This window comes from Idiomarina sp. OT37-5b, assembly GCF_002968395.1.
Lineage (GTDB): Bacteria > Pseudomonadota > Gammaproteobacteria > Enterobacterales > Alteromonadaceae > Idiomarina > Idiomarina aquatica.
Map to the genome: position 1 here is coordinate 782,621 of NZ_CP027188.1, position 18,515 is coordinate 801,135.

Below are 18,515 nucleotides of genomic sequence, written 5' to 3' on the forward strand. Positions count from 1 at the left end.
GCCATGGAACAATATATTAACCTGTTCATTCGTGCGATTTTCATCGAAAACTTAGCGCTGTCGTTCTTCCTGGGAATGTGTACCTTTTTGGCGGTGTCCAAAAAGGTTAAAACAGCCTTTGGTTTGGGTGTAGCGGTTATCGTGGTACTGGGTATTTCAGTACCGGTTAACAACTTGGTTTATCACAACATACTGGCGCCGGGCGCGTTGGATTGGGCGGGCTTCCCTGATGCGGACCTGAGCTTCCTGCGCTTCCTGACCTTTATCGGCGTTATCGCGGCTCTGGTGCAAATCCTTGAGATGGCACTGGATAAATACGTACCGGCGCTGTACAACGCGTTAGGTATCTTCCTGCCGCTGATTACCGTTAACTGTGCCATCTTCGGTGGCGTGTCGTTCATGGTTGAACGTGACTACAACTTTGGCGAGTCTGTGGTTTACGGTATCGGCAGTGGCGTGGGCTGGTGTTTGGCGATTGTTGCCTTGGCAGCGGTGCGCGAGAAACTGAAATACGCTGATGTACCGGATGGTCTGCGTGGTTTGGGCGCGACGTTCATGTCAGTAGGTCTTATTGGTTTGGGCTTTATGTCGTTCTCCGGCGTATCTCTTTAACCAGTGTGTTGAATCAGTAAACGTTAAAGGTACGAATCGATGGATATTACTCTGATAGCGCTCGGTGTAGGGATGTTTACCATCATCGTACTGATTTTGGTGGCGATCATCATGGTCGCTAAATCAAAGTTGGTACCGCAGGGCGATGTAGAAATCCTGATTAATGAGGACGAAGAGAAGAAGATTGTTACCCAACCGGGCACCAAACTGTTAGGTGCACTGGCGAACGCGGGTATCTTCGTATCGTCTGCATGTGGTGGCGGTGGCTCTTGTGGTCAGTGCCGGGTTACGGTGAAAGAAGGTGGCGGTGACATTCTGCCAACCGAGCTTGACCATGTGACCAAGCGCGAAGCGCGTGAAGGTGTGCGTCTTTCTTGTCAGGTTAACGTCAAGCAAGACATGAAAATCGAGCTTCCGGAAGAAGTCTTTGGTATCAAAAAATGGGATTGTACCGTTAAGTCTAACGACAACGTTGCAACCTTCATCAAAGAGTTCGTGGTACAGCTGCCGGAAGGTGAAGAAGTGCCTTTCCGTGCCGGTGGTTACATTCAGATCGAAGCTCCACCGCATCACGTTAAGTACAAAGATTTTGATATTGCGCCAGAGTATCGTGGTGACTGGGAACGCTTCGGCTTCTTAGACGTCGAGTCTAAAGTTGACGAAGAAGTGATTCGTGCGTACTCAATGGCGAACTACCCGGAAGAAAAAGGCATCATCATGTTGAACGTTCGTTGTGCGACTCCGCCACCGAACGATCTGAGCTTGCCGGCGGGTAAAATGTCATCGTACATCTTCAGCCTGAAGCCAGGTGATAAAGTAACGATTTCTGGTCCGTTTGGTGAATTCTTCGCGAAGGATACTGACGCCGAAATGATCTTTATCGGTGGTGGTGCTGGTATGGCGCCGATGCGTTCGCACATTTTCGACCAGCTGCGTCGTCTTAACACTAAGCGTAAGATCAGCTTCTGGTACGGTGCACGTTCACTGCGCGAAATGTTCTATGAAGATGACTTCAACATGCTGCAAGAAGAAAACGACAACTTCGAGTGGCACGTGGCGTTGTCGGATCCTCAACCCGAAGATAACTGGGATGGTGATACCGGCTTTATCCACAACGTGTTGTATGAGCGTTATCTGAAAGATCATGAAGCACCAGAAGATTGTGAGTTCTACATGTGTGGTCCACCGGTCATGAACGCGGCGGTCATCAACATGTTGCACGAGCTTGGTGTTGAAGATGAAAACATCATGCTGGACGACTTCGGTGGTTAATGCATGATGGCTTTTAAACCATCCGTGGTCGCTAAATGGTGGCTAGTCCTTTTGGGACTAGCCTTTTTAGTGTCATGTTCGGACGCGCCAAAGCAAATTCGTTTTAGTGGCGATACCATGGGAACCACCTACAGTATCGCGCTTTACAGTAAAGATCCGCGCCATACCCAGGCAGAGATTCAGAAAAAAGTCGAAACCGTGTTGGCGCAAGTTAACGCGCAGATGTCGACCTATGATCCGGACTCGGAACTGTCGCGTTTCAACCGTCACGAATCGACCCAACCGGTGGTGATCAGCCGTGCGCTGGAACGGGTTATCGGGCGGGCGTTAGCGATCTCTGAACAGACTGATGGTTTGCTGGACGTTACCGTCGGCCCGCTGGTGAATCTGTGGGGCTTTGGTCCACAGGCAAAACCGGAACAGGTGCCAACGGCAGAAGAACTGGAAGCGGTACGGGATTATGTGGGTTACCGCAAATTGCGCATCGAAAATCATCAGTTGACCAAAGCGCATCCTAAGGTATACGTCGATTTATCAACCATCGCTAAAGGCTATGGTGTGGATCGTGTCGCTTACCTGCTGGACGATTTGGAGATTACCCAGTATCTGATTGAGATTGGTGGTGAGATCCGCACCCGCGGTGGCAAGCCGGACGGTCAGCCCTGGCGGCTAGCGGTTGAGAAGCCGGTTTCTACGGAACGATCGATTCAGGAAATTGTCTCATTTAATGAAGGGGCACTGGCCACTTCAGGCGATTACCGTAATTTTTATGAAGAGAACGGACGTCGTTATTCACACATTATTAATCCGTTAACAGCCGAACCCATTCAGCACAATTTGGTGTCCGTAAGTGTCTACACCGACGACTGCATGTCGGCGGACGCTTATGCAACCGCGTTGCTCGTGATGGGAACCGAACAGGCAAAAGCGTTTGTGGAAAAACATCAGCTCGCGGCGTTATTGGTTTACAAAACTGATGATGGCTTTGGTGAGTGGGTTAGCCCGGCGTTTGAGCCGTTGTTATCGGAGCAGTGATTAGGAGTTCTCATGCAAACCTTTCTTTTGGTACTGGCGTTGTTTTTGATCGTCGTAGTGATTATGGCGGTCGGTTACATTGTACAGCGCAAGACCATTTCCGGAAGTTGCGGTGGTATCAGTTCATTGGGTATGGAAAAAGCCTGTGACTGCGATGATCCGTGCGACAAGAAAAAAGCGCGGATGAAAAAAGAGCAGCAGTGGAAAGAAAACCAAATCCATTGACCACAAAACGTTATAACGATATAACTACCCTCAATCATCGCCGTAAATGCCGTATTGGGGGTAGTCATGAATCCACTTGAGTTACAGCCGGACAGTCAGGAAATCTACTTAGACTGCAACGCCACCACACCGGTTCTTCCCGATATTGCCCGCTCGGTGTCACACACCATGGAAGCCATTTTTGGCAACCCCTCCAGCAGCCATATTACCGGCCTGAAAGCGCGTTACATTTTGGACACGACTCGCCAGCAGGCGCGAGAGGCGATTGGCTCCTTTAACAGCAAACTGATTTTTACCAGCGGCGCGACCGAAGGTATTCAGACCGCGGTGGTGTCGGCGATTCGTGCCGCCGTGCAGAACCCCGACCGGCCACGGCAATACTTGCTGTATGGTGCAACCGAACACAAGGCGGTGCCCCAGGCGCTCGCCCACTGGAACGAATTACTGGGCTTAAACGCCGAGTTGCTGGCCATTCCGGTCGATCAAAAAGGGCTGCTGGATTTAGATTTTATTGCCGCGCACGTGGCGCAGGCAGCAATGATTTGTACCATGGCGGTGAATAACGAAACCGGCGTAGTGCAGGACTTAAGCCGTTTAGAGCAGGTGATCCGTCAGCATGCGCCAACGATTCCGTGGATGGTTGACTGTGTGCAGGCGCTGGGCAAACAAAACCTTGAGCTGGACAACACCAGCATTGATTACGCGCCATTCAGTGGTCATAAGCTGTATGGCCCGAAAGGCATTGGTTTTATGGCGATCCGTGACAGCGCGCCCTTTACGCCGCTGATCATCGGCGGCGGACAGGAGAGCGGTTACCGCTCGGGCACCGAAAATTTGCCCGGCATTGCCGCGCTCAATGCGCTGTTTGAGGTCATGAACGGTGAACACAAGGGCTTTGCCTCGCACGCGACGCTGACGGCCTATCGGGAGCAACTGGCGGCGGCACTGAAAAAGGCGTTCCCCGGCGTGGTGTTTAATAACGACTTTGCCGTATCGGTGCCTACCACCTTGAATTTTTCCGTTCAGGGGGTCTCTTCACGTGACATCATGGACGTGCTGGATGCCTGTCATATCCGCGTTAGTTCAGGTTCGGCTTGTAGCTCGAAAGTGACCCGCAGTTTTGTGCTGGATGCCATGGGGTTGCCGTCCTGGCGCAGCGAGTCGGCGATCCGGATGTCGTTTGGCCCGGCCACCACCCAGGCCGAGATTGATGAAGCCTGCAAACGCCTGCAACAGGCCGCAGACGCGCTACAGCAGTCGTGCCTGATTGTGGCGGATACCAACGACGACAACGACAGTTTGCTGGACGGCGTGGTGCAACTGCGCTACGACGACAGTTGCAGTTATCTGCTGATTGATCGGGCCGCCAAAGAAATGGTGGTGATCGATCCGCACCCGGCTTTGGCCGGGCGTATCGAGAACATCGCCCGTTGTCAGCATTATCAGGTACCGGCGGTGTTGAGTACCGCCGCAGAAGGTGAGTGTGCCGATGCGGCGGCGCTGTTGCGCGATATGTTACCGCTAACCAGTGGCGACAGCGATTTGTTTGGCTGGCCAACCGCCGCGATTGCCCAGTGCGATGCCATCCCACAAGAATGTCAGAGCGGTGTTGATGGCTGTCTTAATATCGGCGCCCGGCGTTTGTTCCGCTTCGGCAGCCGGTTACCGGTGTATCTGCTGAGTGAACCGGTGGCGGAGCGGCAGGCACTGCATGTTGATTTTGCCTTTATCGGCAAGGACATTGCGCGGGAGTCTTTGTGTCGCTGTCTGGGTGAGCGTACGCTCATCTGTGCCGGCTATGATCCGGACTCTCAGTTGGTCACCCGATTGGACGACCGCGCCGTAGCCGTGCCGCAGACCGGTATCGATATCGCGATTGGTGACGAAGATTTCTGGCGCCGTGAGGACGTCATTATCATTGACGTGCGTGAACGGCAGGAGCATATGGTGGATGATTTGCCGTGTTGCGCCCAGGTGATTAACGTCCCGCTTACGCAGGTGGTGCAGTTCATTCACGATAACAGTGAGTTACAGCAGCGTGAACTGATCTGTGTGTGCCGTTCGGGTAACCGCAGCGGCGTTGTTGCCAACGCGCTGCGTCGTCATGGGTTTACTAAAACCCGACATCTTCTGGGCGGTCTGGCTCTGGCTTCCAAACAAGCTTAGCCACAAAGCCTTCTTTGCCAACCAGCCAACAACTGATGTTGCCATGGCACTGGACGTTCCAGACATTGGCATCGGTGAGGCTGAACCATTGGCTGCTGGGCACGTGATAAGCGGCTGCGCCGGAAGGGTTTGAGGTGAGCAGCCAGCGGCCATTGTGTTCGACCACACTGAGACTGTACAGCGCGCCTTGCAGGGGAGGTTCCGGCAGCGCGTTGAATTCATTGCCGTCGTAAAACCACAACCGCTTGCCTTCGTCCTCGGCGGGATCAATGTGACCACCGGCGATATAAAACTGCTCATCATCAAGCGGCCAGACTGCAAAGATACCGGCGTTAGGCCCGGCCTGCATCGGGCTGTCGATGACGTCAAAACGGATACCGAATCCGCCTTTGCGCAAAACTCGCGCGGTATCCGCGTTGCCGGTACCGACTAACCAGGTATCGTTATTAAAGCGCACACAGCTGCCACTGGAGGCGAAACCGCCCTCGTTGGACTGCGGCTTTTCGCTGATTGCACTGTTGGCTTTAATCCAGTTTCGGCCGCTCGGACTGCGCACAATGCGCCACTCATCGCCGACGCTGTCACCAAATACCCAGGCTTCACCATTGGGCGAAATGCCCATGCAGTTCAAGAAGGTATCGGCTTCGGCGCGGTAGCGCATACGCCAATTGGCGCCGCTGTTGTCGGTAAAGTAAACTTTCGACTGACCGTCATCGCCGATACTCAGTACATACGCCTGACGATTGTCGATGGCTTCAATATCCCGAAATTGCAAATCGTCCTGGCCTGGCTGACTGTAACGCCAGCTCGTGCCGCCGTCTTCGCTGTGCGCCACCTGCCCATTTTCGCCGGATAACCAGATCGTTGACCGGCTAACGGGGGCAACGCCTATCCAGAGTTGTTTCTCAACATTGTCGAACACTTCAAGTTGTGGTGGCTCTACCGCCAGCGCCGGAGCGCTGAGTGCGGACGATGCCAATAACAATGTAACGAAATGGCGTTTTATGTGCATAGACCAACCTTGGTGGTGGCGACGCGCGCTATTGCGCGTCGAAACAAATGTTATTGTCTTTTGTACTATCATCGCCCATCAGATACAAATAAGTCGGCATCAGATCTAACGGTGTTTTGAGCTGTTTTGGATCTTCTGCCGGATAGGCTTTTGAGCGCATACTGGTGCGGGTTGCCCCAGGATTGATGACGTTGGTGCGAACCGTGGTGGTGTCGTACTCGTCAGCAATCACCTGTGCCATACCTTCTGTCGCAAACTTCGACACCGAGTAGCTGCCCCAGTAAGCGCGCCCGTTACGACCGACGCCTGATGAAGTAAAGACCAGCGACGCCTGCGGTGCCAGTTGCATAACCGGTAACAACGCCTGGGTCATCAGCATCGGCCCGGTAACATTGACCTGCAACGAATCGCGGAAGTCGTCTTCCTCGATGTGGGTAAACGGCGACAGAATACTGAGGATGCCGGCGTTGTGCAGCAATCCGTCCAGGCGTCCGAACTGTTCTTTAATGGTGGCGGCCATGTCCTGGTAATTTTGTTTGCTAGCGCCTTTTAAGTCGAGCGGAATAATCGCGGGTGTCGCGCCACCGGCTTGTTCAATTTCATCATAGACCGCTTCCAGCTTGGCCACGGTGCGACCGAGGAGAATGACGGTAGCGCCATGTTCCGCAAACGACAGCGCCGCCTGACGGCCGATGCCGTCACCGGCGCCGGTAATAAGAATGACTTTGTCCTTCAGCAGGTCAGGACGCGCTTGGTAATCGTGTACAGTTTTGATTTGCATATTTATCGTTTTCCATTGGACTGTTAGCGTCAGTGTAAGCTATTGTACTGATATTCGGATAACTTCTCAGCAAACGAATAGAAATTCCGGAAAAAGCCTTTTATCTTAATTCATACAGGTGTATAAAAATCGTTAAGCGAAGGCTTCATAATAAAAATGTAAAAAAGGACTGGGGAATCCACATGAAAAAATTATTACTCCCATTGGCGATTGGATCAGCACTAAGTCTGGTCGGCTGTGGTAGCGGTGATGAAGCACCGTTGACAGAAGAAGAAATTAATATTGCTGCAACGCGTGTTCAGTTTGATCCTTCTAACAGCATTATTCCGGCGCCAACCAACGTGTTGTTGAGCGGTACCGTTGATGGCACGCTGAATATCCCGGTTGCAGACCCAAGCGACAGCAGTGATCCACAAGTGGCTTTAAATGGCCTTGACGGCTGGGGTACACACCCGACCATGACCTTTAACTTCTCATTGCCGCGTGATGAAAATGGCGACCTGATAGCCGTAGCAGCAAGCAGTGTCGAAGCGCAGGGTGCGATTCGTGTGTTTGAAACCATTCAGGGCGGCTCGGACGTAAGCGCCGAGTGTGCTGCAGCGAGCCCGGCGGCGGCTTGTGCGGTAACAGCTGAGCTGACACACGGTGTTGACTTTACCGTATCGGCGGTTGATGAAGACACTGTTGCGGTGGTACCGCTACGGCCGTTAAAACCGAAAACTGGTTACATCGTGGCATTAACCTCGAACATTCAGGACGAATTGGGTCGTGATGTTCATCCTTCACAAACTTACACATTGATGAAACGTCCGGCTGACAGCGATCCGGTATCGTCAGATCCGTCGGCGGTGTCGCTGCAGCGCTTAATCAACAGCTATGAAGGCGCTCTGGCGCAGTTTGGTGTGGATGCCGAAGACGTGATTTATGCGTCCAACTTTACCACCCAGTCGGTCGGTGATGTGCTGGGCGCAACTAAACAGATGCTGGCCTTAAGTGCGGCGGGTGTGGATACACCTTGGTCACCGGAAGTGCCGGTTATGCAGGCTGCTCCACAAGGTTATACGTTGGACGTGGTGCTGCAGCAGAACGGTGTCACCGATCCGGCGGCGCTGGCTGCGGCTTCGGCAGCGCGCGTGTACGGTGGTCAGGTTAACCTGCCTTACTATTCACCGTTGCCAACCGCTGAAAACCCAACCGCGCCGATTGACGGTCGCTGGCAGGCAGCCTGTGACAGCCCGGCATCGATTTTAGGTGCGATTGAACAGGGTGTTATTGATCCTGCAGGTGCGGGTATTCCGGCTGAAGCGCTGGAGGATCCAAGCTTGCTGTTGCCACCGAATAACTGTTTCGACTTCCCGGGTGTGGATAACGAACGTCACTTAACCAAGTACAACCCGGTTCCGGCCATTCAGGGCACACAAACGGTACCGGCGTTTATTACCATTCCGGATCTGGCGACCGTTAACGCGATTCGTGCTCAGCGCGGCATGGCGGAACTGGAAGCGGTCCCACAAGGCGGCTGGCCGGTAGTGATTTTCCAGCATGGTATCACCGGTGAGAAGACCAATGCCGCAGGTATTGCCGGCTCATTGGCAGCCGCTGGCTTTGCCACCGTGGCCATTGACCATCCATTACACGGTGACCGTGCCTTTGGTGCGATTGACGCATCCAGTCCGGCTGGTGTGACGGCGTACATGAACCTGGCTAACCTGCTGGGCGCTCGAGACAACATTCGCCAGTCGATTGCTGATCTTGTCGGCTTGCGTATGAGCCTGAATAACTTCATGGCAGCGGACGGCGCACAGCTGAACGGTCAGGACGTGCACTTTGTCGGTCACTCGCTGGGCGCGATTGCCGGTGTTGGCTTTACCGCGTTGGCGAATACGCCATTGTCTAACCCACAACTTGAGCCGTTAAGCCCAATGTTTGAGGTGCAGGCATCGTCGTTCGGTATGCCGGGCGGCAGCATTGCCAACTTCTTGCTGGCGTCAGGTTCTTTCGAAGTGCCGGTTAAGAGCCAGTTGCTTTACTCAGCCAGTGCAGAGTTTGCCGAAGTGGTTAACGCACAGGCGGAAGCGGCCGGTGTGACGCCGGGTGGTGAAGGCTTCAGCGAATTGCTGGCACAGGTGTACACGCAGTTTATCGATGGTGCATCGGATGCTGAACGTGCGCAGATTAATGCGACCTTTGAGCAGTTTGCCTTTGCTGCGCAAGCGGTGATTGACTCGGCGGATCCGGTGAACTATTCGGCGGGCGTTGTGGCGACCGAAACGCCGGTTCATTTAATCGAAGCAGTGGGTGATGCAACCATTCCAAATGCGGTTGCGGGTAAACCACTGGCTGGTACTGAGCCATTGATTGGTCTGATGGGCCTGCCTTCGGTATCGGCTACGGTGCAGTCCGAAGACGGTAATCCGGTATCGGGAGCGGTGCGCTTTAGTGCTGGTGACCATGCGTCGTTGGTATCGCCGGAAGCGTCTGCGGCGGCGACAACCGAGATGCAAACGCAGATTTTCAGCTGGTTTGGTTCGGATATGCTGATGCTGCCTGTCACTAACGAAGATGTTGTTCAGTAGCAGGTAAGGCGGTGTTCCGCCTTACCCGCTTGGCAAAAAGGTCAGCTTCGCTGGCCTTTTTTTGTTTGGCGCGGGCGGTGCCCGCTTGCTTGGCGCCCTGCGGGCTTGCTTGGCGGCTTGTGGCTTCGCCACTCGCTTTGCTTTTTTTAGGTGTGCTTGTGGCTTCGCCACTCGCTTTGCCACTTGTCCGGTGGTTTGGGGCTACAGCGGTGCGGAAAAGTGCTAGACTAAAGCGAACTGTGGAATGTAGGAGTGGGTATGGAATTTTTAGCCGATGTCGGCGGATTTTTGTTAAAAGCAGCCATTATTGTGTTCGCTTTTGTGGTGATCACCGGTGTTATTGCTCAGGCTGCGCAAAAGCAAAAGAAACAAAAAGGCGAATTGGAGGTTACCCATTTGTCGCGAGAGCTGCAGGAAATGCAGGATGCCTTACAGATGGAGCTGTTGGACAAAAAGGCGCGCAAAAAAGCGGAGAAACTGCTTAAAAAAGCCCGTAAAAGTGAAGAAAAACACGATAAACGTTTGTTTGTGATCGACTTTAAAGGATCTTTGGATGCCAAGGAAGTCGACAGTCTGCGGCGTGAAGTGAACGCTATCCTGAGTATGGCAACCGACAAAGACGACGTGCTGGTGCGGCTGGAAAGCGGCGGTGGTGTGGTGAATGGTTATGGGTTAGCGGCGGCGCAGTTGCAACGTTTACGTGAGCATGGCATGACCGTACACGTGGCGGTGGATAAAGTTGCGGCCAGTGGCGGCTACATGATGGCCTGTGTTGGTCACAAGATTTACGCGGCGCCGTTTGCTTTTATCGGCTCCATTGGTGTGGTCGCGCAAATTCCTAACGTGCATCGCTGGTTGAAGAATCATGACATTGACTTTGAACAGATTACCGCCGGTGAATTTAAACGGACGCTGACCATCTTTGGTGAAAATACTGAAGAAGGGCGCCGTAAGTTTAAAAAGGATTTGGAAGCCATCCATCACCAGTTTAAGGAGTTCGTCCAAACCAACCGTCCGCAACTGGATATCGACAAAGTGGCAACCGGTGAGGTGTGGTCAGGACAACAGGCGAAAGAACTGGGGTTGGTGGATGAGATCATCACCAGTGACGCCTGGTTGCTGAAACAGCTGAGTGAACGCGAAATCCTGAAGCTGGAATACAGCGTGAAGAAACCCATCAGCGAACGTTTTGCCAAAGGTGCGGCGACATTAATCCACACATTGAAGACCTCGTTTGCCCGCTCGGATGTGTAATTCATCGTATCATTAGCCCACACAACGGTTTGGCGCTAGCGCGGCTAGCGCCTTTTTGCTAGGCTATGGCGATTATTTTGGGCTTGACTGATAAGACGCTAACTATAAAGGACTCGTATGAGTGATAAGAAAAAACTTAGCCTGACCGCGCGCATTGCCATTGGTATGTTCGCCGGTATTATCCTGGGGCTGGCGCTGCGTTACCTGGTAGGTGAAAGTGCCTGGGTTGATAGTTATCTGACGAATGGTCTGTTTAATATCATTGGTCAGATATTTATTACCTCATTAAAAATGCTGGTGGTGCCCTTGGTGTTTGTGTCGCTGGTGGTGGGTACCTGCTCACTGAGCGACCCGAGCAAACTCGGCCGACTGGGCGGTAAAGCCGTCGGTTTGTATTTGATCACCACGGCTATTGCCATTTCGATTGCGATTTTCTCGGCCATCCTTATTCAGCCGGGTTCGGGTGTCGAGCGCGACTCTAACGCCACCTTTGAGCCCTCGGAAGCGCCGTCACTGTCGCAGGTTATCATCGATTTGTTCCCGGATAACCCGATCAATGCGATGGCCGAAGGCAACATGCTGCAAATCATTGTGTTTGCGTTGTTGTTCGGTATTGCGATGGCGCTGGTTGGAAAACCCGGTGAGCGCCTGAAAGGCTTTTTTGACGACTTTAATGACGTCATCATGAAGCTGGTGGTGATTCTGATGAACCTCGCCCCCTACGGTGTGTTTGCGCTGATGGCGAAGTTGTTCACCGAAACCGGGCTGGGCATGATTGCCGGGTTGGCAAAATACTTCTTCCTGGTACTGGTGGTGCTGATCATTCACGGCTTGGTGGTGCATCCATTCCTGCTGAGCGCCTTAGCGCGTGTTAAGCCGGGCATCTTCCTGAAGAAGATGCGTGACGCGCAGCTGTTTGGTTTCAGTACCGCATCCAGTAACGCCACCATGCCGATTACGCTAGAAACCGTTACCAAACGTCTGGGCGTTAAGAACAGCGTCGGTTCCTTTACCGTACCGCTGGGTGCCACCATCAATATGGACGGCACCTCAATCATGCAGGGTGTGGCGACGGTGTTTATCGCGCAGGTTTATGGTCTGGATTTGTCCGTGGGCGACTATCTGATGGTTATCCTGACCGCGACACTGGCGTCGGTAGGTACCGCAGGTGTGCCCGGCGTTGGTCTGATCATGCTGGCAATGGTATTGCAGCAGGTCGGGTTACCGGTTGAGGGTATTGGCCTCATCATCGGTGTTGACCGCTTGTTGGATATGACCCGTACCGCGGTTAATGTGACCGGTGATGCGATGGTAAGTTGCGTTGTGGCGAAGTCGGAAGGTGACTTTGACGAGGACGTTTACTACGATCGCGAAGCGGGTAAAAAACTCGAAGATCTGTAGGTCGCGCCCCGGCGCGACACGCTTCCGGCGGTACGCATCGGAGTTATGCGGCCGCCGGTTTAGCGGTGCAAAGCGGACCACCGAGCCAGCTAATTTAGTCATATTCCATTCCTGCCTATTATAGATTAAATCGTTCGTTCGCTTCCTTATGTATCGGATTTATTATCGACGCCATCATGGTTTAAGAGGTGGCGACGATGGCGATACAGCAGTTACCCATCATTTCGTACAAACAGTTAGACACGCAAGCCGAGCGCGAACGGTTGCTCTGGGCCGCCAGTGAGGTGGGCTTTTTCTATCTGGTCGAGCACGGCCTTTCGGAGGCTGATTTGGACGCCGTGTTACGCGTCAGTCGGCGTTTCTTTGCATTATCACAAGCGGCCAAAGAGCAAGTCAGTATGGCCTATTCGCCGCATTTTCGTGGCTACAACGCGGTTGGTCAGGAAGTCACGGCCGGTGCCGTTGATATGCGCGAACAGTTTGACTGGATGAACGAAGAGCCGGCGCCGAAGCAGCTACAGTATGACTGGCAGCGGGTGATCGGGCCGAACTTGTGGCCGGCGGCGTTGCCGCCGTTGCGGGAACAGTTACTGAGCTTAACTCTGCGGCAGACAGAGATAGCCGTTACCTTACTGCGGGCGTTGTGTCAGGCGCTGGGTGTCGCATGGAATGCGTTGGATGACAGTTTCCGCGACGGTCCTTACACCCACTCGAAAATTATCCGCTACCCGGGCACGGAAGCCTCCAGCCAGGGCGTTGGTGCGCATAAAGATCCGGGCTATCTGACGTTTGTGCTGCAGGATCAACAAAGCGGTCTGGAAGTGGAACATCAGGGTGAATGGCTGGACGTCGAGCCATTGTCCGGTTCTTTTGTGGTGAACATTGGTGAGCTGCTGGAGCTGGCGTCTGACGGTTTTCTGCAGGCCACCAACCACCGCGTGCGCGCGCCCAAACCGGGTACCGAGCGCTTTTCGGTCGCTTACTTTATGGCGGCACAACTGGATGCCACAGTGCCGGTACTGGATTTACCAGCCGCGATGAAGGCGAAATCAAAAGGCGTTTCGACCGATCCAAATAACCCACTGCTGTCGCAGGTCGGTGAAAATGTGCTCAAGGGCCGGGTGCGATCGCACCCGGATGCGGGGTCGTTGAGTTAGCGGTTTTACCCGTTTGGGAAACTGGACAGAGTTGTCAGAATTAGCGTATTCGCGTAATCTTACCGTTTTATACGGAAGTAAAAAAAACGTTATGACGAAGTGCCTTACTGTGGCTGTAGTACGCTTCAGCATCCTCCTTATAGTATTGTTCAGCAGCTTTTCCGGCAATGCCGAGAGCAACCTGTCCACTAAAGAATTTTCACGCGTCGCGCACAATATTGCTGCTCGCCAGTCATCGATTTATCACATAACAACGGATAGCAATGGTCTGCTTTGGCTGGCAACAGATACCGATGGTATTTTGCGCTTTGATGGCAAGCAATTTGTGCGCTGGACCGACAGTGTTCTTAGTACTGAACAGTCCGTCGATTTTTCTAAATTACGGATTGATAACGATAACATCTGGGCTGCAACTTGGGGGCATGGTCTCGTGGCCTGGAATTCAGCGACACAGGCGATGACGCAATTTAAGGCTGGCAAAAATAGCGGGTTATTAAAAAATAACCGAGTACAAACATTGTATATAGACCGTCAACAAAGACTATGGGTAGGAACGTTGAACGGTCTACAGTATATCGATATCGGCACGAGTAATAGAAATGCGGGTTCTCTACAATTTATTGATGCTGAACATCCGTTAAATAACCTCAGAATTTGGTGGATTACGGAATCAGAACGTTGGCTGTGGATTGCCAGCTCGCAAGGTTTGTTCCGAGTCGCCCAAGATCTATCAAGCTGGACGCGCTACTACATCGATGCAGATAACGTTGGTGAAAATCGCGCTAACGAAGTAAGGACTATAGAACTCATTGGAGATACGCTCTGGGCGGGCACAGACCATGGCCTGTATTATTTATCTGAAAATAGCCGTGCTTTCCAAGCCGTTAAAAACAATGACGATGTTTCTTCAGTCAATTTAAGGGTTAACGATCTCGTGCTGGAAACCGGTTCCGATTTGGAACCAACCTTGTGGATAGGCGCCGGTAACGGTCTGTATCAGTTTGATTTAAATAAAAAAGAGTTTGTTAAACAGGGTGACGATTGGGCAACTTTACAAAATATCGATGTGAGGTCGCTGCATTTGGATGAGAACAACACTCTGTGGGTCGGTACACGTGGTCAGGGGTTGTTTAAAGGGATGACACTGAGTCAAAACTTTGTCGACCCGTTGGCGATGAGTTCACTAGGTGCAGCAAAGGCTCCGGTACAGGCGGTTCATTATGCAAGTGATGATACGCTTTGGTTGGCCAATGACGAGGGGATCTTTAAACGCCGGTCGGACCTTAAATATTGGGACTTTTACCCATTCCCGGAAGCATTGGGCGTACGCAAAGTTGACGTGCTTTATGCTGATCGTTCTGGGGATTTGTGGATTGGTACGAATCAGACCGTTATCAAAACGTCCAGCGACACCCCGGAGTTGATTCGTAACACAGCAATGAATGAACATTTGGGTCTTGATGAGGCAACGCTCACAGCTATTCATGAGATGAAAAATGGTGATATCTTGCTCGGTATTTGGGGCCGGGGCGTTGCCCGCTACGATCGCGAGACAGCAACCTTTTCCTGGCAGAGCCGCACCTTTGACGAATTGCTAGGTGACCAAGCGTATTCTATTATCGATACGGAAGGTTCGGGCATTTATATCGCAACACGTTATTCTGGTTTAATAAATTTGTTTAACCAGGAACGGGTAAAAGGCGAGTTTAATGATCACACGCTCACGTGTGCGTATGCCACTGACCCAAATTCAATTTGGCTTTGCAGTGATAACGGTATCTGGAATTATCATTTTGAAACGGGGGCTGTCCTACACTACACCGAGTCCGACGGGTTGCCCTCTAACCGGATACTGGGTATGACCGATGATGACCACGGAAACCTATGGGTAATTAGTCTGGGTGGCTTAGCCCGAATCAGTATTTCATCTGGCAAAATAATTACTCTCGGAAAAGCAGATGGACTGTCCACTGCAAACTTTCTGGAGCATGCTATTGACAGTTCAAGTGATGGTGAAGTCACGTTAGGAAGCCTGGAAGGTGCTATCAGTTTCCAGCCTGAATCCCTCAACATCTCCGAGATAGCGCCGAAGGTTGCACTGACCGGTATTGTTGTAGACAACAAAAACATTACGCGAGAATTTGCATTAACAGCCAGGGAGATACTGTTACCAGATGATTTTCAAGCGTTGCGGTTATCATTTGGTGTTACAGACTTTAGGACACCGGAGAAAAATGCGATTCGGTATCGGTTATCGGGTGTCAGCGACTCCTGGAGTCACTGGATGTCGAAACTGTCAATTGATCTTAACTCGTTGGCACCAGGCACTTATGAGTTATTAGTAGAGGGTAGAAACAGTCAGGGTACTGAGAGTGATAAACCACTGCGCTTGAGGATTACTGTTGATCCCCCCTGGTGGTACAGCTTTTGGACATTATTTTTTGCTAGTACCGGTTTTATCTTATTAATTTATATCGTAAGTCGGGTGAGAGTTAAAAACCTGGAACGCGTTAACCGTAAGTTGCAAGAGCAGATAGCCTTGCACACTCGTGAACTAAAGGTTGCAAACAAAAAACTACAGACCTTATCAGAAACCGATGCGTTAACCGGACTGCTTAACCGCCGCGGCTTTGAGAACCGTTTTAATCGATTACTTGAAGACTATCGTAGTTCTGACACACCTATTAGCTTGCTGTTGATTGATGTCGATCACTTTAAGCAATTCAATGATGACTTCGGTCATGAGATTGGCGACGTCGCCCTTAAAGTGGTCGGCGAATGTTTGATGACTTGTTTTAGGGATCGAGACATTATCGCCCGCTGGGGGGGAGAAGAGTTTACCGTCGCGCTACCGGAGCTTGCTTTCGATGAAGCAACGCGAGTTGCTGAACGAGTTAGGGAAAAGATAGCAAAGCAGGAGATTGACAATGCCGGTGAGCGTTTAAGCTTGACGGTAACCATTGGAGTCAGCTGCTTTGCTGCGCGCAACGCTGAATTGCAAACCTGGTTAAGTGTAGCGGACGATGCGTTGTACCAAGGCAAGCGCCAGGGCAGAGATCAGGTTGTTGGCTGATACAGTGAGCTTGCGCCAAAGGCGCAAGCTACGATCAGTTTAGACGGGGAGACCCGAGTGAAATTTAAAATCGGTGTCCGGCTGCAGGATAAGATCGCGTTCAATGGCACCGAAGAAATTAACCCGGTCACTGATGTCTTCATCGGAGAACTGTTGAGCCAGGGTCAGATAGTCCTGGTAATGGCGGGCTTCGGAACGCAGTAACGACACATAAAACTGCCCCAGACGTTCATCGACATAGGGCGCGATGGCGGCAAAACGTTCGCAGGAACGCGCCTCGATGTAGGCGCCGCAAATCAATTTGTCGATTAACGCCGCCGGCTCGTAAGTGCGCACGTGGGTCAGTAGTCCCCGGGCATAACGGCTGGATGTGAGCTTGTCGTAGTCAATGCCGAGCTGTTGGGCAATTTCCAGCACCTGATAAAAGTGATGCAACTCTTCTTTTATCAGCAGCACCATTTTATCAATCAACTCCTGGCTGTAGGGCCGATCGGATTTCGGCACCATGCGCTTATTGAGACGGTTATGCTGAGCCAGGTCGCGCCAGTCGCCCACCATGCGGTAGGTAAAATCTTCATAGGGTTTGAGCCACGCCAGCAGCGCATTACCGCTGTCTTCGTCGACCGCGTAGCGGCGGATCAGCAGCATCGCACTCTGCGCCGCCTTTAATTCGCACACCATATGATCGCGTAACAGCACCGGCAGGCTTTCGGGTTGTTTTGCCCGTTCCAGCCAAGCTTCGGGCGTACGGCACTGTAAGAAGGAGTTTATCGGGGTCAGTAACGATTCGATGTCGTCGTGGGACAAGCGATGGCTCATACGAAAGTTCAGTTGGTGTTGATGAATGAGCCGCTATTTTACGCCAATAGCGTGAAAAATTGAATCTCAGCGGCATCGGTTTCCGTGCTTATTACGTATTGTTAACAAAGTGTTTGTTTTGTTAAATAAAAGATCTTGACAGGTTAAAAAATGTTCTCAATAGTAGAGGCTAAGGTGAATTTTTACTCACTTGTGCGCTCAAACAGTGAGAAGCACGTAATAACAACAAGAAGCCGTTATAACGGACAGCGATGATGACAGTCGTTACTGTGATCAGCATTATGGGAACAACAAGGGCGGCAGAGCCGCGTTAAATGGGGAAGTCAATTATGATACTGAATCACATCTGGGGTCTATACGCTCATCCAATGGAAGAGTGGAAAACCATTGACGCAAAACGGGAAAGTATCGTTAATTCGTTAACGCATATTTTGTTTGTCGCAATTTTACCCTGTGTTGCCGCTTACTATGCGTCGGCACACATCGGTTGGAGCGTGGGCGCCCGCGAGTCTATTTTTCTGACGCAGGGCAGTGCGGTGATGCTTGGGGTTGCAATGTACCTTGGCATTATTGCTGCGACCTTTGCTTTGGCTTACTTAGTGTACTGGATGGCGAAGACTTTTGGCGCTGATCCGAGCTACACGCAATCGCTGGAGTTGGCGGCTTACACCGCGACACCGGTGATCATGTCCGGTATTGCAGCGCTGTACCCTGAACTCTGGTTCGTGGCGTTGATTTTCTTAGCGGGTGTGGCGTATTCGGTATATCTGCTGTACGCGGGTATTCCGGTGCTGATGCACATTCCGGAAGAGCGTGGTTTCTTGTACGCCAGTTCGGTGGTCACTGCCGGTCTTATCCTGATGGTGATCCTGATGGTAACCACGGCAATTCTGTGGACCAACGGGTTTGGTCCGACGTTTATGTCTTGATGTTCATGTCGCCGATCGGGCCGGTCGGCGAATTGACGTTTTGGCCCGATCGGTGGATTGACGTTTGTTCCCGATCGGTGGATTGACGTTTTGGCCCGATCGGTGGATTGACGTTTGTTCCCGATCGGTGAATTGACGTTTGGTCCCGATCGGTGAATCGACGTTTGTTCCCGATCGGTGAATTTACGTTTGTTCCCGATCGG

Annotated in this window: 14 protein-coding genes; 11 read left to right on the top strand and 3 right to left on the bottom strand. The window is 52.0% G+C overall.

Annotation, left to right across the window (positions count from 1 at the left end; genetic code table 11):
• Positions 1-3 precede the first annotated feature (3 nt).
• The 5 genes from nqrE (at position 4) to C5610_RS03575 (ending at position 5,310) form a co-directional block, all read left to right on the top strand.
• The gene (gene nqrE, locus C5610_RS03555) at positions 4-612 is read left to right on the top strand and encodes an NADH:ubiquinone reductase (Na(+)-transporting) subunit E (protein ID WP_105305933.1); all 609 of its coding nucleotides are present in this window, start codon (positions 4-6) and stop codon (positions 610-612) included.
• A 45-nt stretch (positions 613-657) separates the two neighbouring features.
• Positions 658-1,884, top strand: a complete 1,227-nt coding sequence (gene nqrF, locus C5610_RS03560; protein WP_105307696.1) for an NADH:ubiquinone reductase (Na(+)-transporting) subunit F — start codon at positions 658-660, stop codon at positions 1,882-1,884.
• Between the two features lie 69 nt (positions 1,885-1,953).
• The gene (locus C5610_RS03565) at positions 1,954-2,919 is read left to right on the top strand and encodes an FAD:protein FMN transferase (RefSeq protein ID WP_262340002.1); all 966 of its coding nucleotides are present in this window, start codon (positions 1,954-1,956) and stop codon (positions 2,917-2,919) included.
• A 12-nt stretch (positions 2,920-2,931) separates the two neighbouring features.
• Positions 2,932-3,144, top strand: a complete 213-nt coding sequence (gene nqrM, locus C5610_RS03570; protein ID WP_105305935.1) for a (Na+)-NQR maturation NqrM — start codon at positions 2,932-2,934, stop codon at positions 3,142-3,144.
• 66 nt (positions 3,145-3,210) lie between these two features.
• On the top strand, positions 3,211-5,310 hold the full coding sequence (locus C5610_RS03575) for an aminotransferase class V-fold PLP-dependent enzyme (protein WP_105305936.1): 2,100 nt from the start codon (positions 3,211-3,213) through the stop codon (positions 5,308-5,310).
• Here the strand turns inward: C5610_RS03575 and C5610_RS03580 are convergent.
• Together C5610_RS03580 and C5610_RS03585 are read right to left on the bottom strand one after the other, a co-directional pair.
• On the bottom strand, positions 5,258-6,322 hold the full coding sequence (locus C5610_RS03580) for a WD40/YVTN/BNR-like repeat-containing protein (RefSeq protein ID WP_105305937.1): 1,065 nt from the start codon (positions 6,320-6,322) through the stop codon (positions 5,258-5,260). The two genes, C5610_RS03575 and C5610_RS03580, sit on opposite strands and share 53 nt — an antisense overlap.
• Before the next feature lie 28 nt (positions 6,323-6,350).
• A complete protein-coding gene (locus C5610_RS03585) occupies positions 6,351-7,103 on the bottom strand; it encodes a YciK family oxidoreductase (RefSeq protein ID WP_105305938.1) in 753 nt (250 codons plus the stop codon).
• 182 nt (positions 7,104-7,285) lie between these two features.
• On the opposite strand from C5610_RS03585, the gene C5610_RS03590 reads away from it, so the two are divergent.
• From C5610_RS03590 to C5610_RS03610, 5 genes are all read left to right on the top strand, one after another.
• The gene (locus C5610_RS03590; protein WP_105305939.1) at positions 7,286-9,679 is read left to right on the top strand and encodes a VolA/Pla-1 family phospholipase; all 2,394 of its coding nucleotides are present in this window, start codon (positions 7,286-7,288) and stop codon (positions 9,677-9,679) included.
• A gap of 258 nt (positions 9,680-9,937) precedes the next feature.
• Positions 9,938-10,933, top strand: coding sequence for a protease SohB (sohB, locus tag C5610_RS03595; protein ID WP_105305940.1), 996 nt, complete (start codon positions 9,938-9,940; stop codon positions 10,931-10,933).
• A gap of 117 nt (positions 10,934-11,050) precedes the next feature.
• Positions 11,051-12,334: a dicarboxylate/amino acid:cation symporter gene (locus C5610_RS03600; protein WP_105305941.1), complete on the top strand. Its 1,284-nt coding sequence runs from the start codon at positions 11,051-11,053 to the stop codon at positions 12,332-12,334.
• Between the two features lie 197 nt (positions 12,335-12,531).
• Positions 12,532-13,491 (top strand): isopenicillin N synthase family dioxygenase, encoded by a 960-nt coding sequence (locus tag C5610_RS03605; protein ID WP_105305942.1) that lies wholly within the window; start codon positions 12,532-12,534, stop codon positions 13,489-13,491.
• A gap of 109 nt (positions 13,492-13,600) precedes the next feature.
• Entirely contained in the window at positions 13,601-16,564 is a 2,964-nt protein-coding gene (locus C5610_RS03610) for a ligand-binding sensor domain-containing diguanylate cyclase (protein WP_158682653.1), read from the top strand.
• A 39-nt stretch (positions 16,565-16,603) separates the two neighbouring features.
• On the opposite strand, the gene miaE is transcribed toward C5610_RS03610, so the two are convergent.
• Entirely contained in the window at positions 16,604-17,383 is a 780-nt protein-coding gene (miaE, locus tag C5610_RS03615) for a tRNA isopentenyl-2-thiomethyl-A-37 hydroxylase MiaE (protein ID WP_105305944.1), read from the bottom strand.
• Positions 17,384-17,712: 329 nt separating this feature from the next.
• Here miaE and C5610_RS03620 point away from each other — a divergent pair, with 329 nt between their 5' ends.
• Entirely contained in the window at positions 17,713-18,312 is a 600-nt protein-coding gene (locus tag C5610_RS03620) for a Yip1 family protein (protein WP_105305945.1), read from the top strand.
• Positions 18,313-18,515: the final 203 nt, after the last annotated feature.